The 22,795-nt window shown below is 32.8% G+C and carries 18 protein-coding genes and 2 pseudogenes; 5 read left to right on the plus strand and 15 right to left on the minus strand.

Features of this window, described 5'->3' with window-relative positions:
- A partial coding sequence (gene rlmD / locus J2S72_RS07695) for a 23S rRNA (uracil(1939)-C(5))-methyltransferase RlmD (RefSeq protein ID WP_307495281.1) occupies positions 1–1,400 on the minus strand: 1,400 nt, incomplete at its 3' end.
- Positions 1,401–1,496: 96 nt separating this feature from the next.
- Here rlmD and J2S72_RS07700 point away from each other — a divergent pair.
- A complete protein-coding gene (locus J2S72_RS07700; protein ID WP_023055166.1) occupies positions 1,497–2,309 on the plus strand; it encodes a polysaccharide deacetylase family protein in 813 nt (270 codons plus the stop codon).
- An 83-nt stretch (positions 2,310–2,392) separates the two neighbouring features.
- On the opposite strand, the gene J2S72_RS07705 is transcribed toward J2S72_RS07700, so the two are convergent.
- Both J2S72_RS07705 and J2S72_RS07710 read right to left on the minus strand, forming a co-directional pair.
- Positions 2,393–3,601: an FprA family A-type flavoprotein gene (locus tag J2S72_RS07705; RefSeq protein WP_023055167.1), complete on the minus strand. Its 1,209-nt coding sequence runs from the start codon at positions 3,599–3,601 to the stop codon at positions 2,393–2,395.
- Positions 3,602–3,650: 49 nt separating this feature from the next.
- Entirely contained in the window at positions 3,651–4,520 is an 870-nt protein-coding gene (locus J2S72_RS07710; RefSeq protein WP_023055173.1) for a tRNA 2-thiocytidine biosynthesis TtcA family protein, read from the minus strand.
- A gap of 239 nt (positions 4,521–4,759) precedes the next feature.
- On the opposite strand from J2S72_RS07710, the pseudogene J2S72_RS07715 reads away from it, so the two are divergent.
- A pseudogene (locus J2S72_RS07715) lies at positions 4,760–5,285 on the plus strand (IS30 family transposase); the annotation flags it as partial.
- 271 nt (positions 5,286–5,556) lie between these two features.
- Here the strand turns inward: J2S72_RS07715 and ahpF are convergent.
- Together ahpF and ahpC are read right to left on the minus strand one after the other, a co-directional pair.
- Positions 5,557–7,074, minus strand: a complete 1,518-nt coding sequence (gene ahpF, locus J2S72_RS07720; protein ID WP_307495282.1) for an alkyl hydroperoxide reductase subunit F — start codon at positions 7,072–7,074, stop codon at positions 5,557–5,559.
- The gene (ahpC, locus tag J2S72_RS07725; RefSeq protein ID WP_023055172.1) at positions 7,074–7,643 is read right to left on the minus strand and encodes an alkyl hydroperoxide reductase subunit C; all 570 of its coding nucleotides are present in this window, start codon (positions 7,641–7,643) and stop codon (positions 7,074–7,076) included. Before ahpC ends, ahpF begins: the two co-directional genes overlap by 1 nt.
- Positions 7,644–7,932: 289 nt before the next feature.
- Here ahpC and J2S72_RS07730 point away from each other — a divergent pair, with 289 nt between their 5' ends.
- Together J2S72_RS07730 and J2S72_RS07735 are read left to right on the plus strand one after the other, a co-directional pair.
- Positions 7,933–8,157 (plus strand): helix-turn-helix domain-containing protein, encoded by a 225-nt coding sequence (locus tag J2S72_RS07730; protein ID WP_238318872.1) that lies wholly within the window; start codon positions 7,933–7,935, stop codon positions 8,155–8,157.
- Positions 8,133–8,375, plus strand: a pseudogene (locus J2S72_RS07735) (transposase); the annotation flags it as partial. The gene J2S72_RS07730 and the pseudogene J2S72_RS07735, both read left to right, overlap by 25 nt.
- A gap of 97 nt (positions 8,376–8,472) precedes the next feature.
- Here J2S72_RS07735 and J2S72_RS07740 read toward each other — a convergent pair.
- The 3 genes from J2S72_RS07740 to J2S72_RS07750 all read right to left on the minus strand — a co-directional run bounded on the left by J2S72_RS07740 (position 8,473) and on the right by J2S72_RS07750 (position 13,438).
- Entirely contained in the window at positions 8,473–10,923 is a 2,451-nt protein-coding gene (locus J2S72_RS07740; RefSeq protein ID WP_307495284.1) for an S-layer homology domain-containing protein, read from the minus strand.
- A 196-nt stretch (positions 10,924–11,119) separates the two neighbouring features.
- The gene (murJ, locus tag J2S72_RS07745; protein ID WP_307495285.1) at positions 11,120–12,700 is read right to left on the minus strand and encodes a murein biosynthesis integral membrane protein MurJ; all 1,581 of its coding nucleotides are present in this window, start codon (positions 12,698–12,700) and stop codon (positions 11,120–11,122) included.
- A gap of 540 nt (positions 12,701–13,240) precedes the next feature.
- Positions 13,241–13,438, minus strand: coding sequence for a DUF1858 domain-containing protein (locus tag J2S72_RS07750; RefSeq protein WP_023055174.1), 198 nt, complete (start codon positions 13,436–13,438; stop codon positions 13,241–13,243).
- Between the two features lie 143 nt (positions 13,439–13,581).
- Here J2S72_RS07750 and J2S72_RS07755 point away from each other — a divergent pair, with 143 nt between their 5' ends.
- Positions 13,582–14,472, plus strand: coding sequence for a fructose bisphosphate aldolase (locus tag J2S72_RS07755; RefSeq protein WP_023055168.1), 891 nt, complete (start codon positions 13,582–13,584; stop codon positions 14,470–14,472).
- Positions 14,473–14,540: 68 nt separating this feature from the next.
- Here J2S72_RS07755 and J2S72_RS07760 read toward each other — a convergent pair whose 3' ends face one another.
- From J2S72_RS07760 to J2S72_RS07790, 7 genes are all read right to left on the minus strand, one after another.
- Entirely contained in the window at positions 14,541–15,098 is a 558-nt protein-coding gene (locus J2S72_RS07760) for a DUF3793 family protein (protein ID WP_023055161.1), read from the minus strand.
- A 1,034-nt stretch (positions 15,099–16,132) separates the two neighbouring features.
- Entirely contained in the window at positions 16,133–17,329 is a 1,197-nt protein-coding gene (locus J2S72_RS07765) for a M20 metallopeptidase family protein (protein WP_023055258.1), read from the minus strand.
- Positions 17,330–17,399: 70 nt separating this feature from the next.
- A complete protein-coding gene (locus tag J2S72_RS07770) occupies positions 17,400–18,341 on the minus strand; it encodes an ABC transporter ATP-binding protein (RefSeq protein ID WP_023055261.1) in 942 nt (313 codons plus the stop codon).
- Between the two features lie 4 nt (positions 18,342–18,345).
- Entirely contained in the window at positions 18,346–19,335 is a 990-nt protein-coding gene (locus J2S72_RS07775) for an ABC transporter ATP-binding protein (protein ID WP_023055267.1), read from the minus strand.
- 26 nt (positions 19,336–19,361) lie between these two features.
- Positions 19,362–20,240, minus strand: a complete 879-nt coding sequence (locus tag J2S72_RS07780) for an ABC transporter permease (RefSeq protein ID WP_023055264.1) — start codon at positions 20,238–20,240, stop codon at positions 19,362–19,364.
- A gap of 12 nt (positions 20,241–20,252) precedes the next feature.
- Positions 20,253–21,179 carry an ABC transporter permease gene (locus tag J2S72_RS07785; RefSeq protein WP_023055266.1) on the minus strand — a complete coding sequence of 309 codons (927 nt, stop codon included), beginning with the start codon at positions 21,177–21,179 and terminating at the stop codon, positions 20,253–20,255.
- A gap of 15 nt (positions 21,180–21,194) precedes the next feature.
- Complete coding sequence (locus tag J2S72_RS07790) at positions 21,195–22,784, minus strand: ABC transporter substrate-binding protein (RefSeq protein WP_023055260.1); 1,590 nt, start codon at positions 22,782–22,784, stop codon at positions 21,195–21,197.
- Positions 22,785–22,795: the final 11 nt, after the last annotated feature.

Consider the following 22,795-nt stretch of genomic DNA (forward strand, 5'->3'; position numbering starts at 1 on the left):
TTACTTTCAGCACTTGTCAAATCAAGCTCATCCAGCTCAATTTCAATATTTATATGCTTATCGACATCGAGTTTGGACAAAAGTGCTACCGTCTCAACGTGAAATGTCCTTGGAAATTGATCTAAGGCTCTTAATTCTTTTATTTTATATCCGAAATTTGTAAAGTCTTCTAAGTCTTTTACTAAGGTTAGTGGATTGCAAGAGATATAAAGGATTTGATCTGTTTGAAATTCTGAGATTTTTTCTACTGCTTCTTTTCCTATTCCTTCTCTTGGCGGGTCAACTACTATGACGTCTGCTTGTATTTTTTCTTTTTTTAATACTTGAAATACGTCTCCTTGATAAAATTTTATATTTTTTAAATTGTTGTCCTCAGCGTTTTCTCTTGCACCTTTTACGGCTTCTTCTACTATTTCAATTCCTGTTGCTGATTTTGCTTCTTTTCCCAGTATTGTCGTTATGGTGCCAGTGCCTGAATAAAGGTCCAACAATTTTTTATCTTCTATATTTCCCAGGGTGTCTTTTGCCATTTTGTACAATATTTCTGCTGAGTAGGTGTTGGTTTGAAAAAATGAAAAGGGTCCAATTTTGTATTTTAAACCACAAAGTTCTTCTATGGCGTAGGGTCTTCCGTATAAAAGTTCTACTTTTTCTCCTATTATTGCATCACCCCAAGAGTCATTTGTTGTGTGTACTATGCCTACAATTTTTCCTTCCAATTTTAAGTTTAAAAGTTCTTTTATAAATTTTTCTTTTTCTATTTGTCCTTGAGATGAGCTTACCAGGTTTATAAGTATCTCTCCAAACCTTGTTCTTCTAATGGCGAGATGCCTTAAAAATCCTTGATGAGTCTTTCTGTTAAAGAAGCTTTCTTTTTTAAAAAAATCTCTTACAAATTTTCTTATTATGTCAAAGTCCTGGTGAACGATTATGCATCTTTCCATGTCCACTACTTCGTGAAATCTATTTTTTTTATGAAGTCCCAAGGCAAGAGGACCTCCCTTTTCTTGATCGCCAAAGGTGTATTCCATTTTATTTCTGTATCCTTCATAGTGGGGACTTTTTTCTAAGATAAACTGGTCTTTTTCTTTTAAAATTTTATTTTCTAAAAAAAGTTTTCTTAAAAGTTCTTCTTTGTATTTTATTTCTTCTTCATAGGAAAAATTTTGATAGGTACATCCGCCGCAAACTTTTTGATATTTACAATTTTCTTCTTTTTCCAAGGGGGATTTTTCCAAAACTTCAATTAATTGAGCTTTTGATCTTGTAATTTTTCTCGCTAAAATTTTTTGTCCTTTTATTCCCCCTTTTAATTTCATATTTTTCCCTTCTACAAGAATTTTTGATTTGTTGGGAAAGCCCTGTTCCTCTATATATACTTCAATTTCTTTTTTTCTCATTTTTATCACCGATTTTATTTTATCATGTTTGTTTTAAAAATAGCTTTAACTTTTTTGTAATTTGAATATCTTAAGATATATCTGTATAATTAGACTATGAAAAAATTAATTCAAATAATTATAGGTCTTTTAATAATAGTGCCTGCTCTGTTTTTAATTTTGCCAGCAAGTAAGTTAAAAGCTGGTGATATTCCTGTTTTGACTTATCATAAAATTTCTGATGAGGAGGGAACTTTTTCAGTTTCTCCTGAAAATTTCAAAAAAATGATTGATGAGCTTTCTCGAAGAGATTTTACTTTTTTAACAGTGGATGATTTAAGTAAGATAATACAGGGCAGAAAAAAGCTTCCTTTAAAGCCTGTTTTGATAACTTTTGATGATGGTTATGAAGATAATTATACAAATGCTTTTCCAATTTTAAAAAGTTATGGAGCCAAGGCTAGTATTTTTTTAATAGGCTCCTTAGTTGATAAACCCGGATATTTAACGTGGGATATGGTTTCTGAAATGTCTTATATAAATTTAATGGATTTTCAAAATCACACTTTTGATCAACATGCAAAGATAGAGGAAGGAAAAAATAAGGATAAAACAAAATTTTCCTCAAGATATGAAAATGAAAGTGAGGAAGAATATTTAAAAAGAATAAAGGACGATTTAATCTGGAATAACTGGCTTATTTATCAGCACACTTCAAAATATCCCCTGGCTCTTGCTTATCCCGGTGCAGCTTCAAATGACAGTGTGCGGAAAATATTAAAGGATGCTGGCATAAAAATAGCTTTTGTGGGAGCTAATAAAAGAGCTTCAAACATCAAAAATTTAAATCCTTACGAAATAAGAAGATTTCACATTAAAAATGCCACTGATATTGAAAAATTTGTAAATAAAATTGAGTACAATAAATAGTCTTATAAAATTTATAAGACTATTTTTATTGGATTTTTATAATAAAAAAACGGGAAACAAATCCCGTTTTTAAAATTTTATATTTATTTGTCTTCTTTTACTGCTCTTGCAATTTGTTTTCCAAGTTCTAAAAGATTTCTGTAGTCTTCATCATTTCCTGCACCTTGAATTTCCGGTTGAAGTTCCAAAACATTTAATTTGTTTCTTTCTACAAAATCTTTTAATTCTTTCATAGCTCCGCCGTTCCATGAATAGGTGCCAGCAATGCCCCAAACATTATTTTTCATTCTTTGGTGATCTAATTCCTTAAGCAAAAAGCCCATAGGTGGGAAAATAGATCTATCATAAGAACAAGAAACTAAAATTATTCCCTTATATCTCCAACAATCTCTAAGAAGATAGGATTGACTTGTGTGGGCAACATCTCTTACTCTTATATTTGTTATGCCTTCTTCAGCAACACCTCTTGCTAAAATTTCGGCCATTCTTTCCGTATTTCCATAAATTGAACCAAATACTATTAAAACTCCATCTTCAGTTTTTTGAGAAGAAAGATCCTTATATATATCAATAACTTTTTGTGGATTTTTTCTCCAAATAGGACCATGGTCTGGGCAAATCATTTTTATATCAAGAGAACCAAGTTTTTCTAAAGCTTTTAAAGCCTGACCTGCATATTTTCCAACAATATTTATAAAATATCTTGCCATTTCTTCCATGTAATACTTGTCAAATTCAACTTGATCGTCAAAAATTCCACCACTTAAAGTTCCAAAAGCTCCAAAAATATCTTGAGAAAATAAAATTCCCGTATCTTCTTCAAAGGCAACCATAGATTCAGGCCAGTGAACCATTGGAGTCATATAAAAAGTAAGACTGGTATCTCCCATTTCCAGTTTTTCACCATCTTTAACTTCAATAACCCTATCTTCTGGAATGTTGTAATAAGATTTAAGCATGGGAAAAGCTCTCTTGTTAGCCACAAGTTTTACATCAGGATAGGAATTAATAAGTTCCAAAAGACCTGAAGAATGGTCCGGTTCCATATGGTCAACAATAATATAGTGAAGGTCCTCATCCCCAATAACTTCTCTTAATTTTGCAAGACATTCTTCAACAGTATTTGACTTAACTGAATCAATTAAAATATTTTTTGAACCCTTTATTACATAAGAATTGTAAGCAACTCCATCAGGAAGAGGCCACATATTTTCAAAAAGCGCGGTTTCTCTATCGTTTACCCCTATGTAGTAAAGTTTATCGCCTATTTTACGGCTTAATAAGTTTTCCATAAAACCTCCTTATTTTAAATTATTTTTATAAAATTGCAAAAAGCTCAAATTAAATTTGGCAATTATCGCAATTATTCTCATCCTTATCCTCATAGCCCGAAGAATTTTTTTCATAAGTTTCAAGAAAGCTGTGTTTTTCATCCCTAATCTTATATCCCACAATGGCACCCATATTTACATTTTCAGTGCTTCTCAAAATGTTTATATCAGCCTGTGGATGGACTTTTTTAATTTCTGATATTAAATCCTTAATCCAAAATCTTCTGTTGCCTGAGCGCCTTTTAGTGACCGCACAAGCACAATCAAGAGGACGAAGGCCTGTAAATCTCATAAATCTTTTTATAGCTTCCTCTTCAACATAATACATGGGACGAATAATCTCCATATTTTCAAAATTGTCGGAATGAAGCTTGGGCATCATAGTCTTAAAATTTCCACTGTAAATGATATTTAACATAACAGTTTCAATAACATCATTAAAATGATGACCCAAAGCAAGTTTATTACAGCCTAAGCTTTGAGCTTTTGCATAGAGATTTCCCCTTCTCATTCTCGCACACATATAGCAGGGATTTTCTCCGGCAATTTTTTCAGCAACTTGAAAAATATCTGAATCATACATTTTTACAGGAATTCCTAAGGCCTTGCAATTATACTCAAGTCTTTCTATATTTTCATCAACATATCCGGGATTCATAGCAATAAATTCCAATTCAAATTTCATTTTTCCATGACGTTTAAGTTCTTGGAAAAGTTTGGCAAGAGTTAAAGAATCCTTGCCTCCTGAAATTGCAACGGCAATTTTATCCCCATCTTTTATCATGTCAAAATCATTTATTGCCCGGACAAATTTCACCCAGATATCTTTTTTATATGTTTTTATTATAGCTCTTTCAATTTCTTCTATAGTTTTTACCATACTCGCTCCAATCATATTTATTATAACACAATAATTATAAATCTTTTGAAAATAGATTTATTACTTTAACTTTGTATTAAATAATAATTTTTTTATTTAATCCCTTCATTTTAAACAATCATTTTTTTGCCATAACCTTTAAAAATCCTGTAGGGACCAATTTATTAGTCTGCGTTTTTTTGTGGGAGAACAAACGCAAAATTTTTTATACAATTTATTTTACATTTTTATTCTTATGAGGGAAATTTAATATTGGAACTTCTATAAGAAAAAGACCAAAAAAGTAAAAAAAAGAGTGAATTTGGTCATTGGGAATTAGATACGGTTGTATCATCAAGAGGAAAAAGCAAATGATGTTTAGCAACCTTTGTCAAAATGAAATCTCGATTCTACGTAGCTTTACCTATGAAAGATAGAAGTAAAGACTCTATGTTAGAAGCTATGAAAAAGTTGATAAAGCCTTTACCAAAGTTTTCTTTAAAAAGCTTTACATCAGATAGAGGTAAGGAATTTGCATGTTACAAAGAAATTGAAGAAATGGGAATAGATTTCTACTTTGCTGATCCATATTCAGGATGGCAAAGAGGAAGTAACGAAAATTCAAATGGATTATTAAGAGAATATTATCTAAAGAAAACGGATTTGGCTGATATTGAAATTGAAGAGTTAATAAAAAATTTAATGGAGCTTAATAACAGACCTATAAAATGTCTAAATTATCAAACTCCATTTGATGTATTTATGCACGAACTTAGTTTGCTCTAAGTGTCGCAATATTATTTGCAATTCATCATAAATTAAAGGCATAAAAAAAGGAGCTTCGCGATCCTTTATCTATATTTAATGTGCAGGCTGTGAGTTTTTTATTTAAAAGATTTATAAAATCTGCTCTTTTTAGGTCCCTAATGCAATTTTCGCCATCATAGCACCTCTTTCTTATACAAACTACTGTACTATATATTTTCCCAAATTATACTTTATTAAATAAAATTAAATTCTAAAAAAAATGGACCCATTGAGAGTCCATTCTTGATTTTTATTTTCGCATCAAATATTGGTAACTGCCTATGGCAGCTGTTGCACCGCTTCCTTGTGCGATTACTATCTGTTTAAAGGCGCTGTTAGTGCAATCTCCCGCAGCAAAAACTCCAGGCATACTTGTTGCTCCAACTTGGTCTACTATTATCTCGCCTCTTTGATTTTTTTCGATTCCGTCAATCCATTCTGTTACAGGCACTAATCCAACTTGAATGAAGCATCCATCTGTTGCTTCTTGATGAGTTTCTCCACCTATGCGGTCTTGATAAATAATGCTTTCAAGTTTTTCTTTACCTTCTAGGGCTTTTGTTTCTGCATTAGTAACTACACGAACATTTCTCAAAGTTTTTAATTTTTCTTGAAGGACTGAATCCGCTTTTAATTCTGGTAAAAATTCCAAGACTAAAACTTCTTTTGCCAGTCCAGCAAGGTCAATTGCAGCCTCTATTCCTGAATTGCCTCCACCAATGACAGTAACTTTTTTATCTTTGAAAAGTGGCCCATCGCAGTGAGTACAGTAGGCAACTCCCTTATTTCTAAATTCAATTTCTCCAGGAATTCCTATCAAACGCCACTTAGCTCCTGTCGCTATAACTAAAGATTTAGCTTGAAGCTCACCTGAATCTGTTTTGATTATTATCGGATCAGCTTCTTGTATAGATAAAACTTCAACTTCATCTATAATATCAACCTTGTATTTTAAAACATGTTCCTTTACAGCTTCCATAAATTTTGGACCTTCTGTATAGGTTAAACCTGTAATATTTTCAATGGCTAAAGTTTCTTTTACCTGACCTCCAAAATCTTTTGCTATAAGTCCTGTTTTGATTCCCTTTCTTGCTCCATAAATTGCCGCAGTAGCGCCAGCCGGTCCACCGCCAATAACAAGAAGATCATAAACAGGCTTATCTTTTAGTGATGGTCTATCTTTTTCTCCGGTAACCACATCAAGGATTTTGTTCAAGTTAATTTTTCCATTATAAAAACTTTTACCATTCAAAAAACTTGCTGGAACTGCCATAACTCCAAGTCCGTCAACATATTCTTGGAAGCTTGCTCCATCTACCATACGGTGGCTGATTTTGGGATTTAAAACCGCCATAATGTTTAGAGCTTGAACTACTTCCGGGCAGTTGTGGCAACTTAGGCTAACTACTGTTTCAAATGATAGTTCTTTATCTATTGATTTAATCCTCTTTACTTGATTTTCATCAATTTTTGGTGGACGACCGCTGATTTGTAAAAGTGCCAATACAAAAGATTCAAACTCATGACCCAGTGGAAGTCCTGCAAAGCTTATTCCAGATCTTCCATTTGATGAAAGACTAAAACATGGGCTTAGGTCTAATTTTTTTTCTTCAATTTTTAAAAGATCTGATAATGAAACAATCTCTTCTACAAAGTTTTTAACTTCTTTTGACTTTTCAGAATCATCCAAGCTGAGAGTAAATACAACTTCACCTTCTAGAAGTTTCAAATACTCTTTTAGCTGATTTTTTAAATTTTGATCTAACATTAGATTTTACCAACTAAGTCAAGACCAGGTGTCAATGTTTTGCCTGATTCTTTCCATTTTGCAGGGCAAACTTGTCCAGGATTTTCACGAACGAATTGAGCAGCACGAACTTTGTCATAAACTTGGCTTGCATCTCTTCCAATTCCATCTGCATTAACTTCTACAGTTTGAATTATTCCATCTGGATCTATTATAAAAGTTGCACGTTGAGCAAGTCCTGCTTCTTCATCTAAAACAGAAAAATCTCTAGCAATTGATTTGTGAGGATCAGCTAACATTGTATATTCTAATTTGCCAATAGCTTCTGAATGGTCGTGCCATGCTTTATGCACGAAATGTGTATCGCAAGACATAGAATAAACTTCTACTCCAAGTGATTGTAATTTTTCATATTGTTCTTGCATATCTTCAAGTTCTGTTGGGCAAACAAATGTGAAGTCTGCTGGGTAGAACATAAGAACATTCCACTTACCTTCAAAATCCTTATTTGATATTGTTACGAACTCTTCTTTTTTTGGGTTATAGCCATTAGTGTTAAACTCCGGTATTTTCTTTCCTACTTGTGACATTTATGTCCTCCTTTTTATTTAAAATTTATTGATACTCGCTATCATTCAATTTATACCCAAAATAAATTTTTTACCAACTTAAATTTTAATATAAACTTTTTAAATATATTTTTATAAATATTTATCTTTTACTTTTTGAGCTTTTAAAAAAACTTCATCAATATATTAATTAAATCTTTTGCATAATCTTTTCTTTTAAAATATACATCTCATTTTTATTATTTGATAAGTTGTAAAATTAAATGCGACACTAAACAAAACTCATATTACCCTAAATTATAGAAATAAGATAGAAGTATTAAAACAAGAGGGCTATTCTTATAGAAGAATAGCGAAAATACTTGGCTTTCATCACTCAACTACTTATAGAGAATTGAAAAGATGTAACAACGAATATTCAGCTATTAAAGTAAGTAAAGACAAATATATAAAGTCATCACGAAAGGGAAGAAAAACTAAGGCTAATGATGAAATCAAGGATAAAATAATAGAGAAATTGAAGAAATGGGAATAGATTTCTACTTTGCTGATCCATATTCAGGATGGCAAAGAGGAAGTAACGAAAATTCAAATGGATTATTAAGAGAATATTATCCAAAGAAAACGGATTTGGCTGATATTGAAATTGAAGAGTTAATAAAAAATTTAATGGAGCTTAATAACAGACCTATAAAATGTCTAAATTATCAAACTCCATTTGATGTATTTATGCACGAAATTAGTTTGCTCTAAGTGTCGCAATATTATTTGCAATTCATCAAATAAAAAAAGAGAAGATTTGCATCTCCTCTTTTTTGTCTTATTATTTTTATAAAATTGTAAAAATAAATTATCTAATCAAAGTCCAAGCTTCATAACCATATCCTGTGTCATAAGAAGCGTGAGCGTTTGATGCATCTAATACTTGATAATAGAACCAATCACTTGAGCTTACGTCTAAGAATTCTTTAAGTTGAGTTCTGTTTGAAACTGTATTGATACTGCTGTAAGTTGTTGTTCTTCCAAATACTGCATTTAAAATTGTAACAGCTTCAGCTCTTGTAAGTTCGTTATCTGGTTTAAATGAACCGTCTGGATAACCTTGAACAACTTTTTTACCGAAAACTTTGTCTATGGCATCTTGAGCCCAGTGTCCCTTAATATCTTTTAAGTTGGCACTTGCACTTCCTGGATAACCTGCATTTATAAATCCACTTATCATTTGAGCAAATTCAGCTCTTGTGATGTTGGTATCAGGTCTGAAACTTCCATCATTGTAGCCTGAAATCAATCCCTTTGCAGTAATATAATTTATTGCTTGAGAATACCAAGCGTTGCTTGCATCATTAAACTTAGTAACTTGAGAAAGTCCGAAAGAATTTGAACCGTTAATAAGTCTTGCAAACATTGAAGCTGCTTCAGCTCTTGTTACTTTATAGTTGGGGTGGAATTTTCCATCAGGATATCCTGCAATATATGCCATTCTATAAAGATCTGCTACTTGTCCCTTAACTGTATATTCAATACTGTTTTCTTTGTAGCCTATTTCATAACTTACAAGTTTTATTTTTTCTCCTGCAACTAATTTACGATTTAAAGTCATGGAGAATTTGTTGTATCTGTCAGCATAAGCTTGGCCAAGATAGTTACCCTTTGAATCATAAGCTTTTACAGTTGCACCGTTTGTAGCAGTACCTTTAATACTTGTGCTTCCTGCTTCAGCACTTGTAACAGTTGGAGCAAGGGCAAGTTTACCATCTTTTCCTGTCTTAAAGCTTAAATAATATTTGTCATAAATTTTTTCATTTGATGAAATACTGAAATATCCATTGCTGTTTGAATATGCAGAGCCTACATATCTTCCATGATAGTAAGCTGAAAGATAAATATTGCTTTCAGTATAACCTGTTATTGTATATCCATCATAAGAAACATCTATGCTTGTAGGATAAATTGTCTTTCCATAATTTGTTCCTGGATAATATCCACTGCCATTATAAAATTTATCTACTTGATTGGATTTTGAAATTGTATAACTTGCTGTCTTTGCATCATAATATGCATAAATTGTTTTTCCTGTGGACCAATCATGAGAAAGATAATCATAGTAATATCCTCTATGATATTTTCCATTGTAATTATATCCGTAGGCATCAATATAGATATAGGCTTTTTGTGAACCTGACCAAGATAAGTTTATATATCCTGATGAATCGCTTGTGCCGTAATCAAGTCTGTATCCTGAAGAATCTCTTGCTTCAACATAGGTGTTTGCAGGAAGATTGTATCTTACATACTTATTATCATTTACGCTATCATAGTAGCCATAATCATATTTTCCGTAGTTGCCTTCTTTATCTCCAACATAAATTGCAAAAAATCCATCGCTATCTGTATAAACGGCTGGCAAGCCACCTAAATTAACTTTGGCATTTTTTACTAGGCTGCCGTTTAAAGTAACATAGCCTGTTACATAGTCATAATATGCTCTTACATCTGATATTTTTAAAGTTTCAATAGGATTCCATTTTGCTGTTAGGGTTATAGTTCCTTCTTCATTTATAGGTGCATTAAAATCAAATTTTGTGTCTCCCTTGTACCAACCGTCAAATGTATATCCACTCTTTGTTGGTGGTGTAGGAGCTGTAGCTGTTTTACCGAATTTTACAGTTTGTTCTGCAGGTGCAGAACTTCCACCATTAGTATCAAATTTAATTGTTACATCTTTTGCCTCCCAAGCTGCTTTTAATTCTGTATCTGCAGTTATAGGTGTTGTAGTAAACTCAAATTTTTTTCCATCTTTTTGCCATTCTGTAAATTTATAGCCTGTTTTTGTTGGTTTTTCTGCTGGTTCTTTTGCCATTTCGTTTTCTTTAACTGTTTGTTCTGCAGGTGTAGATTTTCCTCCATTTGCATCAAAGGTAACTTTAAATGTTTTTTCAGGTGCCTTAATTTTAAAAGTTATTTGATCTGAAAATGCCGAATCATCTTTAAGTTTTACAGTTACAGTGACAGTTTTATCTTCAGTAACTGCGTTTCCATTATAGGTAACAATATTTCCCTTTGCTGAAAGTTCATCGCCTGTTACTGCAAGTTGAATGTTTTCTTTATCTACCTCAGTTGGCGTGCCATTATCTACTGTCTTTTTAACAGTTATTGTTGCTGTGTCTGCCTTTCCACTTACAAATTCAGTTTTAGTAGGTGTAACAGTGTAAGTTTCTGCTGCAAATACATTAAAGGGAAGTACTGTCACGATCATCAAAAAACTAAGTACAAGTGACAATATCTTTTTCTTATTCATATAATCTCCTCCTAATTAAAATTTCTTACATAGTTTCATTATACCCTATTATTTTGCTAATACAATTGAGTATAAAGAATCTTTAGATTTTTTTAATATTTGCCTTTTATATTAATAAATCACTTATCTTTATTTTTATACCCAATTTTTCTTAAAATAAAAAAATCGGTGGTTACCCACCGAAAAAATTTTAAATTTATTTTGCAAATTTATTTTTAATTTTCTTTTTAATAATCTTTGTAATGTCACGAATCTCACGAACTCCTAAAAGATACATGGAGACTAAATAAACAATAAGGGCAAGGCCTACAACAATCATAAGGCAAATAAGTTTAGTCACAGTTAAAGCCGCATTGGATGAAAAGGCTCTACAAACAATATTTTCCATGGGAAAATAGATAAAAGCAACAAGACCCATAAGAAAACTTGATAGACCTGTCTTTATAATTGCTTTAATATAGGATTTGGTTCCTAAATTTCCAATCTTTTTGTGAAGCAAGTAAAAAGAAATTAAAACTGCAATAGTTGTTGCAATAGAAACTGAAGCAGCCAAACCTTGAGTTCCAAACTTATGGGCAACTAAAAGATTAAGACCCACATTAATTGCAACATTTATAACTCCAATGTAAAAAGGAGTTTTTGTATCTTCAAGAGAATAGTAAACACGATTTAAAACATTGGAAAGAGAAATTGAAATCAATGCCAAGGAGTAGCACCTTAATGTTGAAGTTGCTTCCATGCCGTCTGCAGGAGTAAATTTTCCATGAACGAAGGCAATGTCAATAATAGGTCTTGCCAAAATAAACATACCTACAGTTGCAGGAATGGTTAAAAAAAGCACACTTTTAATAGATGCATTCATAACCTTTTTGCCCTTTAAGACATCTCCATCAGAAAAAGAACGAGCTAAAATAGGAAAAATAATAGCCGTAACTGCAGTGATAAAAATGCCTAAGATTAAGGTATTCATCTTGTTTGAAACATTTAAAATGGCAGGAGCACTGTCACTCATTCCTGATGCCAGGTTTCTGTTAACAAAGACATTAATATCATTTACTGAAGTGGAAACTAAGACTGGCAAAGATAAAATAACAGCTTCTCTTACATATCTATCCTTAAAATTCACAATGAATTTTGGTCTAAAACCTATTTTAAAAGAACTTGGCATTAAGAAAATAATTTGGACAAAAACTGCAATGACTGAAGCCACAGTTAAACCTAAAACTCCGAAAGTCTTTGAAAAACAAGCAAGATAAATAATATAAACGAGATTTAATGGAATGGCAATGGCGCCTGCTGCGGCAAATTTGCCTCCATATTGCAAAAATCCCGTAAAAACTCCCACCATAGCTGAAAAAATAACAACGGGCATACCTACTTCAACTAACTGAACAACAAGTTTATATGTTTCCGGTCTGGCTTGAGCTGCAGTAAGCTTTGCAATATATGGACTGAAAAAAATTCCTAAAACCGTAACAAAAGTTGTTATGATTAGAGAAATCCAAATAAGATTGTTTGTATATGAAAGTCTATGATCATCCCCCAGTTCCCTCTCAACTTTTTGCATAACAGGAATGAAGGTGGTGGCAATTGCAGTGGTAATTAAAGTGGAAATCATACTGGTTGCCCCTTGAGCAAGAACAAAGGCACTTGCTTCATGGGTTGCGCCAAAAATTGCAGCCTGCATGGTTTCACGAGCAAAACCCATAACCTTGCCTATTAAAGAAAAAATTATAATAGCCAAAGTAGACTGAGCGATTGTATTTTTTTTGTTCATATTTCCTCCTAAGTTTCAAAACAAGTATAAAATCAATTGAATTTAATGTCAACTTATCTATTTTACTTAAAGAAATTAGAGTGAGCAAGATTTTTTTCTTTATTTTTATGATTCTATTTATAATTTTGTTTTTTCATTTCTTATCTTATTTCATTCGCCTTACGGCGACCGGACCAATAGCAGATATTTGCAGCCAAATCAAAGATTTGGGCAAATAGTTGCATGAGACCTACCACGATTTTTTTCAAAAATCGGGTTAGGGCTTCAAATTGGTCCCTACATTCGGTTTCGGAGATTTAATCTTGTTAAACCTGTTCGAATAAATCAACCCCACATTTCTGCGTGGGCTTTTGTGGGCTGTAGGGACCGGTTTACCGGTCCGTGTGTTTTGGGTAGGAGAACAAACCTCGCATTTGATTTAAAATTTATTTTAAATTTTTTTATAAATATTTTTTAATCAACTTTTTCACAATAAAAAAAGACGCATCTTATTCTATTGGTGTAAGAACCAATATATAGACCGCCTTTTTGTTTTTTTATTTATTTTTTTATTGCACTGTTAAGGGCAGATACAAGTACATTTACATCCATTCCATGTACTAAGCTTGCTTCTTCAAGGGATTCCATTTGGCTTGAAGGACACATTACACAGCCTAATCCGAAACTCATAAGTGTTGTTATTGCTTCCGGGTTTTGTTGAATTATTTCTCCAATCAGAGTGTCTTTTGTGATTTCCATAGAGCACCTCCTTATTTATTTTGCTCTTTGTATATTATCACGTAAATTATTTTTTGTAAATTATTTTGATTTTCTTTTCCATTTAAAAAGACTTTTACTTAGCTTTTATAAAATATGATATACTATTTTAAAAGGGGGAAAATATGAACCAAAAACAATTTGAAAGAATGAAAAATGCCGACGGTTTTATTGCTGCTCTTGATCAAAGCGGCGGTTCTACTCCAAAGGCTCTTAGATTATATGGTGTTAATGAAGACAGATACTCTAATGATGAAGAGATGTTTAATCTTGTTCACGAAATGAGAAAGAGAATAATTAAAAGTCCCGCTTTTAATTCTCAAAAAATTTTGGCTGCTATTCTTTTTAAGATTACTATGAACTCAAAAATTGATGGTAAATATACTTCTGATTATCTTTGGGATGAAAAGGGTATTGTTCCTATTTTAAAGGTCGATGAGGGCTTGGCTGAGCTTAAGGATGGCGTTCAACTTATGAAGGAAATGAAAAGCTTAGATGAGCTTCTCATTAATGCAAAGGAAAGAAATATTTTTGGAACTAAAATGCGTTCTCTTATTAAGGAATATAATGAGTCTGGTATTAAAGCTGTTGTTGAACAACAATTTGACTATGCTAAAAAGATTATTGCAAAAGGTTTTGTTCCTATTATTGAGCCTGAAGTTGATATAAATTCTTCTGATAAGGAAAAAATTGAGGAATTTTTACACAAAGAGCTTAAAAAACATATGGAAAAACTTGATAAGAATTCTTTCGTTATTTTTAAACTCACTATCCCAAGTCGTGAAAATACTTATCTCGATCTTTATGATTTTGAAAATACTCTTAGAATTGTTGCTCTTTCCGGCGGATATTCAAGAGAGATGGCCAACGATCTTTTAAGAAAAAATAAAAAAATGGTTGCTTCTTTTTCAAGGGCTCTTTCTGAAGGTTTAAAGGAAAGTTTATCTGATGAAGAGTTTAATTCTCTTATTGAAAATAGTATTGATGCTATTTATGATGCTTCTGTAAATAAATAAGACATTAAAAAAATCCACCTATTTTTCAGGTGGATTCTTTTTTTTACGAACAAAGGGTGTTTTGAAATCTATTGATATGATTCGGCGTATTTTTCAATTATTTCGCTTGTTTTAAAGCCTTCTTCATACATTTTTTGAAAACAATATTTACACTTGCGATACTCTTTGAAAAGCTCATTACATTTAAATTCATCTCCATAAACTTTCCAAAGGTCGCACTTTTTATAGCACTTACCTTTATTTTTTATAAAACCTATAACATCTATGAGAGGATATCCTAAAAAGATTCCTATTTCATGAGGAAATTCGTCCTTTTCTTTAAGGCGCAGAGTTAAGCATTTTATCATGTCTTCGGTTTTTGGGCTTATGTAGCCGTAATTATGTAAAAAGTCTTTGATTTGCTCTTGGGCTAAAATATTTTTTAAAAGATTTTCACGATAAACATATATTAAATATGCATCCTTGGTTTCTTTTATTATGCGGACTTCTATTTTAAACCTTTTTAAGAGCAAAGCCCATTTTTTTATTTCAAAGTTTGTAACACAAGTTTTTTTCAGGTTGAAAATATTTCCAACTTTTTTGCCTGCCAAGGTTGGCGCGCAACAAGTTATTAAAAATTCTTCCATATTTTTTACCTCTTTGATATTGTTTATCATATACATAATACGAAAAAAGTTTTTTTAGGTCAATAGATATTTATATTAAAATTTTTTTGGTAATTTTTTATTTTTATTTATCCTTTTTCATTGTTTTTTATTTTATAATTCGCCTTCGCCGTCGGACCAATAGCAGATATTTGCAACCAAATCAAAGATTTGGGCAAATAATTGCATGAGACCTACCACGATTTTTTTCAAAAATCGGGTTAGGTCTTCAAATTGGTCCCTAGAAAAATTATTAAAAATGAATTCTGTAGGGACCTGTTTACCGGTCCGCCTGTGTCGGGTGGGAGAACAAACTCAATATTTTTATAAATATTTTTAATGCTCTACATAAAGCATTTTGTTTTTAAAAATTTTCAATTGAAATTTTATTTGTGTTTACCTTTTTTCATTGTTGATTTTATTTAATTCGGCTTCGCCGTCGGACCAATAAATTGGTCCCTACATTGAGTTTTAAATTTTCAATAAATTGGTCCCTACATTCCCTTGCAGGGGTTTTATTTTGTTAATCATTTTCGCATAAATAAGCCCCACATTCACGTGTGGGTTGGATCCTAATTACAATAAATTTATGCTTGGGCTTTTGTGGGCTGTAGGGACCGGTTTACCGGTCCGCGTGAATTGGGTGAGAGAAAAAAATAAATATTTGATTTAAAATTTATTTTAAATTATTTTTTTTCGCTTTACGTGAAGCATTTTGTTTTTAAAAATTTTCAATTGAAATTTTATTTGTGTTTACCTTTTTTCATTGTTGATTTTATTTAATTCGGCTTCGCCGTCGGACCAATAGCAGATATTTGCAACCAAATCAAAGATTTGGGCAAATAGTTGCATGAGACCTACCACGATTTTTTTCAAAAATCGGGTTAGGTCTTCAAATTGGTCCCTACATTGAGTTTTAAATTTTCAATAAATTGGTTCCTACATTCATTTGCAAGGCTTTTTTATAAAACAAAAAAACCTTAACTTTTTTTGTTAAGGTTTTTTTCTATTGTTTTTTATTTTGATTTTTCTTTATTTAAATATCTGTAGGCTATTTCTCCTAAAACTCCTGCTCCTATATAAAGAGTGTCTTCTTCTATGTCGAATTTTGAACTGTGGTGAGGATATTTTTTGCCGTCTTCTGCTGGTCTTAGGTTGTTTAGGGCTAGGAATGTTCCTTTTGCTTTTTTTAAGTAAAAGGCAAAGTCTTCTCCTCCCATGGTGGGTTTTTCTATTTCTATGACTTTTTCAGGTCCTAATAGATCTACTGCTGTTTCTTTTGCAAATTCTGTAAATTCTTCATCGTTTATTAGGGCAGGGTAATATCTTTTGTAGTCTAAGTATCCTTTTCCTCTGTAGGCTTTTGCTAGGTTTTCTGTAATTTCTTTCATTCTTTCTTCTACAAAGTCTTGGACTTCTTCATTTAAATTTCTTACGGTTCCTTCTTCCCACACTTGGTCGGGTATTATATTTTGACAGGTTCCTCCGTGTATTTGGCATATGGATATAAGACTTGATTCACATGGGTCTATTTCTCTACTTATTATTTTTTCTAGTCCCATATTTATTTCTGATATGATTTGTATGGGGTCTATAAATTCTTTAGGTCTTGCTCCATGGCCTCCTTTTCCTTCTACTTTTAAGATAAAGGCGTCCATACTTGCCATTAGGGGTCCTTTTTTATAGCCTATTGTTCCTTTTTCATAGTTTCCGAAGATTCCTCCTTCATGTAAACCTATCACTCTATCTACATGTGGATTCTCCATGCAACCTTCTTTTATCATGGGTTCTGCTCCCCCTGGTATTTCTTCTCCTGGTTGAAAAAATATTTTTACTATGCCCTTTAATTCTTTTTCTCTGTTTTTTAAAATTTTTGCGGCTGCCAATGCCATTGCAGTGTGTCCGTCATGACCGCAGGCGTGCATACAGCCTTTGTGGTTTGATGCAAAGGGAAGGTTTGTTTCTTCTTCTATGGGAAGGGCGTCCATGTCGGCTCTTATGGCTAGGCATTTTCCTTCTTTTTCGCCTATTTGTGCTATGATTGCATTTCCATTTACGAGAAGTTTGTATTTTATTCCCATTTCTTCCAATCTTTTTTTTACGTAATCAACTGTTTTTGGAAGATTCAGTTGAAGTTCGGGAATTTTATGAAGTTCTCTTCTGTCTTTTATTATTTCTTCTAAATTTTGTTTTGCTTCTTCTAATATATTCAATTTTTTACCTTCTATTTTAATTTTTATAAAATAAAAAAACTATTGATTTAATTATCAATAGTTTCTCTATTTACACATGATGACAAGCAACAAAGTGTTCATTTCCCACTTCTCTAAATTCCGGTGATACTTCAAAGCATTCTTTTGTCGCTATAGGACATCTTGGTGCAAATCTGCATCCTGGTTTAGGATTTATAGGAGATGTTATTTCTCCTTTTAAGAGTATTCTTTTCTTTTTATTGTGTATGTTAGGCACGGGAACTGCTGATAGTAGCGCTTTTGTATAGGGATGCAGGGTGTTTCTGAAAAGTTCCACAGCTTCCGCTTTTTCTACCATCTTGCCCATGTACATTACCAATATATCATGTGCGAAATAATGAACAACTGACAAATCGTGTGTTATAAAAATATAAGTTAATTTTCTTTCTTTTTGTAATCTTTCCAACAAGTTTAATATTTGAGCTTGTATTGAAACGTCTAAGGCTGATACTGGTTCGTCACAAACTATAAACTTAGGATTTAGTGCCAGGGCTCTTGCTATACCGATTCTTTGTCTTCTTCCTCCGTCTAATTCGTGAGGATATGCATTGACAAGTCTTTCTGCAAGTCCTACTGTATCCATAAGTTCTTTAACTTTGTCATCCACTTCTTTTTTTGTTTTGTATAGTTTATGAAGATTAATAGGATCAGCTATTATTTCACTTACTGTTCTTCTTGGATTAAGTGAAGCAAATGGGTCTTGGAAAATTATTTGCATTTCCTGTCTCATTTGTCTCATTTCATTTTTATTTAAAGTTACAATATTTTTACCTTCAAAAAATATCTCTCCTGAAGTTGGTTCGTGAAGTCTTAAAATTGCTCTACCGCAAGTTGATTTGCCACAACCTGACTCCCCAACCATTCCTAAAGTTTTTCCTTCTTCTATATTAAAGGTCAAACCGTCTACTGCATGCAGAGTTCCATTTTTTACTGAGAAATATTTTTTTAAATCTTTTACTTCTAATAAACTCATTCTTCTACTCCCAATAATTTTTTGTTTTTTCTGCATACATTAAACAGGATACTGTATGCGTATCATTTATGCATATCTTTTCAGGAACTTGGTCTTTGCAGATATCTTTTGCATAGGGACATCTTGGGTGAAAAGTACATCCGCTTGGAAGATTTGAAGGGTCTGGAACTAAACCTGGTATAGGTTTTAGTGGTTCTCCCTTGTCTTCTATATTCGGTAGAGAATTAAATAATCCTTCCGTATATGGATGTTTATGATTGTCAAAAATATCGACTAAATTTCCATGTTCTATTATTTTTCCGGCATACATTATTGAAACTTCATCGCAAATTTCTGCAACTACTCCTAAATCGTGAGTAATGAGTATCATTGATGTGCCGTATTTATCTCTTAAATTTTTCATTAATTCAAGGACTTGTGCTTGAATTGTTACGTCTAAAGCTGTTGTAGGTTCATCTGCTATTAAAACTTTAGGGTTACATGCCAGTGCTATGGCAATTACAACTCTTTGTTTCATTCCACCTGAAAATTGATGAGGATATTCTCCTGCTCTATCTCCTGGAATTCCTACAAGTTCAAGCATATCTTTCGCTTTTTCATAAGCTTGTTTTTTATTTAAGTTTTCATGGATCATAATAACTTCTGCTATTTGATCTCCAACTGTTAAAACGGGGTTCAAAGAAGTCATAGGATCTTGGAAGATCATTGAAACTTGATCTCCTCTGATAAGTTCCATATCTTTTTCTGTATAGTTAAAAATATTTTTACCTTCCAAGAAAATCTCGCCGTTTTTAATTACTCCCGGTGGATCCGGAACCAATCTTAATACAGCAAGGGCAGTTGTGGTTTTTCCCGCTCCCGTTTCTCCTACTAAGCCTAAAGTTTTTCCTTTACCTAAACTTATATCTATATTGTTTACAGCTCTAACAGTGCCTTCTTCTACTTCATAAGTTATCTCAAGCCCTTTTATTTCCAAAATATTTTCTTCAGACATTTTTCCTCCTAATTGTACATTAGTAATTAGCGTTTCAATTTTGGATCTAATGCATCTCTAAGTCCATCACCTAAAAGGTTTATTGATAAGGATGTTATTGCAATTGCTATTCCTGGAAAAACAGTAAGATAATTGTTATCTCTTATATATGTTCTTCCTTCAGATAACATTGAGCCCCATTCTGGTGCAGGAGGTGCTACTCCCAAACCTACGAAACTTAATGAAGCTATTACTAAAATTGCTGCTGCAATTGCTATGGAACCTTGAACAATTATAGGTGCCATACAATTTGGTAAAACTTCTCTAATAATAATTCTCGAGTTTTTAGCACCGCAGGCTCTTGCAGCTTCTACAAATTCCTGGTCTTTAACTCCAAGTATGGACGCTCTTACAATTCTTGCAAATATAGGCACGTCTGAAATAGCAATTGCTATCATCAAATTGACCATACTGGGTCCTAAGGAAGCAACTACTGCAATTGCCAAAAGCATATTCGGTATTGCTAAAAAGACATCCATAATTCTCATTATAATATTATCTACTTTGCCGCCGTAATATCCGGATATAGCTCCTAAGGTTCCGCCTATTGCTAAAGAAACTATTATAGCTGATATGGAAACCTTTAAAGATATTCTCGATCCGAAAACAAGTCTTGCCAAAACATCTCTTCCCATGGCATCAGTTCCCAGCCAATGTTCAGCTGAAGGCCATTGAAGAGCTTTTGCATAATCAACTTTTATAGCTTGTTGGTCGTAATCATATATAAAATCAGCGCATAGGGCTAGTAAAATTAAAATAACTAAAATTATAAGACCAAACATGGCAAGTTTACTTTTTTTAAGTCTATGCCAAGTTTCCGCCCACAAACTTTTCTTTTTATATCTGTTTTCAACTTTATTATCCATAATATCACCGACCTACTTGTAATTTGCCTTGATTCTTGGATCTATATATCCATAAATCAAATCGACAACTAAATTTACTAAACTGAATGCAACGCAAAAGCATATTATTGAACCCATTACTGCAGGAGTATCCTTTGCTTTAATACTTGTGATCATATATGTTCCGATTCCCGGCCATGAAAATACGGTTTCAGCTATTACAGCTCCACCCATCATAGCTCCGAATTGTAAACCTGCAACAGTTATAACTGGGATTAAAACATTCTTTAAAGCATGTTTTCCTATAATATCTTTGTTTTTTACTCCCTTTGCCTTTGCAGTTCTTATATAGTCGGTTCTTATAACTTCAAGCATTGATGATCTTGTGATTCTCATAATATTTGCACAACAACCGAATCCAACTGAAATAGCAGGCATAATCAAGCTCTTCCAACCTTCAATTCCGTTTGAAGGAAGCCAACCTAATTTTAATGAGAAAATTAAAATCATCATTAGGGCAACCCAAAATGAAGGCATTGCTATTCCAAGCATACCGAAAATAGTTGCCACCCCATCTATTAAAGAGTACTGCTTAACTGCTGAGACTATACCGAGAGGTAGGGCTATTAATAAAGCTACAATCATTCCTATGGTAGCAAGTCTGAAGGTTATAGGAAATCTTTGGAAGATTTCAGTTGAAACGGGTCTTCCCGTTTTATATGATGTTCCGAAATCTCCCTTGGCAATATTTCCCATGTATTTAACATAGCGAAGAGAAACAGGGTCGTTAAGACCATGTTCCTCTCTCCACATTTCAACAGATTCTTCAGATGCCATTTCACCAAGTACTAATCTAGCCGGATCTCCCGGGGAGTAGGATAATATTAAGAATATTATCACGGTAACTCCCAATATTACGGGAATCATCATCCCAAGCCTTTTTAATACATATTTGTACATCTTCTATCTCCTTAATTATTTGCCTTCTACAAAGTGTAAACCGTAAAAATCATGCATACGGATTGGAGAAATTATCATACCATCAATTTTCTTAGATTTTGCAATATAACCGATTTCTGAACAAGTTGGAATTTGTGCACATTCTTCAGATACGATTTTTGCAATTCCTTGATAAGCTTCCAATTTTTCTTTTGGATCCATGCTCTTTGATCCCTTGTCTAAAAGTGCATCAATTTTGTCGCTCTTGAAACAAGAAGTGTTAGATCCACCAACTCCTATAGTTGCACTGCTAAATAGAGGTCTGAAAGTATTATCAGGTTCAGCATTAGCAATCCATCCACTGTATCCAGCTTCGTGTTGAGCTTTTCCTGTCTTGTCATAGTATGCAGATGCTTCTAAAACTTCAATGTCTACTGTAATGCCAGCTTCTTTACAAGCAGCTTGAATTACTTGAGCAGCTCTTGGTCTTGCATCGCCAAGGGTTGAAATTGTAAAACTAAATCCATCAGGCATTCCTGCTTCAGCTAATTTTTCTTTAGCTTTTTCAATACTATATTCTCTCTTAACAACATCATCTGTATATCCAATAGCTGCAGGTCCTATACAAGTTTCGCAAGGAGTAGCTTCGCCGTTAAATTGAACTTGAATGATGTCAGGTCTGTTTACACAATAAGCAACAGCTTCTCTTAAAGCCTTGTTGTCAAATGGTGGCTTGCTGCAGTTTAATGCTAAAAATTCAAGTGCAGTTGATTCATATTGTAATACGTCTAATTTATCATCTGCTTTAATATTTTTAATATCAACGTTTGGAACGTCCATTAATAAGTCGATTTCTCCGTTTTGAAGAGCAACTGTTCTTCCTGTTTCTTCAGGGATAACTTTCCATTCAAGACCGTCACATTGTGCCTTGTATTTGTCGTTCCAATAATCTTCGTTCTTTGTTAAAGACCATTTGCTTCCTAGTACCCATTCTTTAAATTTGAAAGGTCCTGTTCCTATAGGATTTTCGTCTAAGCTCTTTCCTTCTTTGTCCATAGGTTCTACAGTTTCTTTATCCAAAATTGAACAACCCATGTGAGATAGTGAAGATAAAATTGTTGATGTAGGTTCAGTTAGATGAATAATGAAATTGTAATCATCAAGAACTTCTACATTGTCAATAAGAGCAACTAAGTGTCCTACGTTTCCTGAGCTCTTTTGTCTTTCTAAAGAAAACTTAACGTCTTCTGCAGTTAAAGGATTACCGTTGTGGAATTTGATTCCTTCGTTCAAAGTGAACTTAAGGTCTTTATTTCCGCTTCCTTCAACATATTCAAATGATTTTGCTAAATAAGGTACAAATTCATTTGTATCATTGTCCAGCTTAACTAAAGTTTCATAAATAGATCTTACGGCTTGAGCTGAAGTTGAATCATTTTCCTTATGAGGGTCTAAAGAAGTTACATCTCCCTTAACACCTATAACTATAACTCCATTAGCCTTTCCTTCGTCTTTTCCGCCGTCTTTTCCGCCATCAGCTTTTTCTTTGTTTCCACCACAAGCTGTAAGGCTTAAAAGCATAACTAAAGATAAAACAACGCATAATGTCTTCTTAAATTTTTTCATAATATTACCTC

This window comes from Peptoniphilus koenoeneniae (genome assembly GCF_030812875.1).
Taxonomy (GTDB): domain Bacteria; phylum Bacillota; class Clostridia; order Tissierellales; family Peptoniphilaceae; genus Peptoniphilus_B; species Peptoniphilus_B koenoeneniae.

Bases quoted from the DNA above. Each gene is read 5' to 3' on its own strand.
- J2S72_RS07740 (WP_307495284.1), bottom strand. From the start codon at position 10,923: ATGAATAAGAAAAAGATATTGTCACTTGTACTTAGTTTTTTGATGATC.
- ahpC (WP_023055172.1), bottom strand. From the start codon at position 7,643: ATGTCACAAGTAGGAAAGAAAATACCGGAGTTTAACACTAATGGCTAT.
- J2S72_RS07710 (WP_023055173.1), bottom strand. From the start codon at position 4,520: ATGGTAAAAACTATAGAAGAAATTGAAAGAGCTATAATAAAAACATAT.
- J2S72_RS07770 (WP_023055261.1), bottom strand. From the start codon at position 18,341: ATGAGTTTATTAGAAGTAAAAGATTTAAAAAAATATTTCTCAGTAAAA.
- J2S72_RS07705 (WP_023055167.1), bottom strand. From the start codon at position 3,601: ATGGAAAACTTATTAAGCCGTAAAATAGGCGATAAACTTTACTACATA.
- J2S72_RS07775 (WP_023055267.1), bottom strand. From the start codon at position 19,335: ATGTCTGAAGAAAATATTTTGGAAATAAAAGGGCTTGAGATAACTTAT.
- J2S72_RS07755 (WP_023055168.1), top strand. From the start codon at position 13,582: ATGAACCAAAAACAATTTGAAAGAATGAAAAATGCCGACGGTTTTATT.
- J2S72_RS07700 (WP_023055166.1), top strand. From the start codon at position 1,497: ATGAAAAAATTAATTCAAATAATTATAGGTCTTTTAATAATAGTGCCT.
- J2S72_RS07760 (WP_023055161.1), bottom strand. From the start codon at position 15,098: ATGGAAGAATTTTTAATAACTTGTTGCGCGCCAACCTTGGCAGGCAAA.
- J2S72_RS07780 (WP_023055264.1), bottom strand. From the start codon at position 20,240: ATGGATAATAAAGTTGAAAACAGATATAAAAAGAAAAGTTTGTGGGCG.
- J2S72_RS07790 (WP_023055260.1), bottom strand. From the start codon at position 22,784: ATGAAAAAATTTAAGAAGACATTATGCGTTGTTTTATCTTTAGTTATG.
- murJ (WP_307495285.1), bottom strand. From the start codon at position 12,700: ATGAACAAAAAAAATACAATCGCTCAGTCTACTTTGGCTATTATAATT.
- J2S72_RS07750 (WP_023055174.1), bottom strand. From the start codon at position 13,438: ATGGAAATCACAAAAGACACTCTGATTGGAGAAATAATTCAACAAAAC.
- J2S72_RS07785 (WP_023055266.1), bottom strand. From the start codon at position 21,179: ATGTACAAATATGTATTAAAAAGGCTTGGGATGATGATTCCCGTAATA.
- ahpF (WP_307495282.1), bottom strand. From the start codon at position 7,074: ATGTTAGATCAAAATTTAAAAAATCAGCTAAAAGAGTATTTGAAACTT.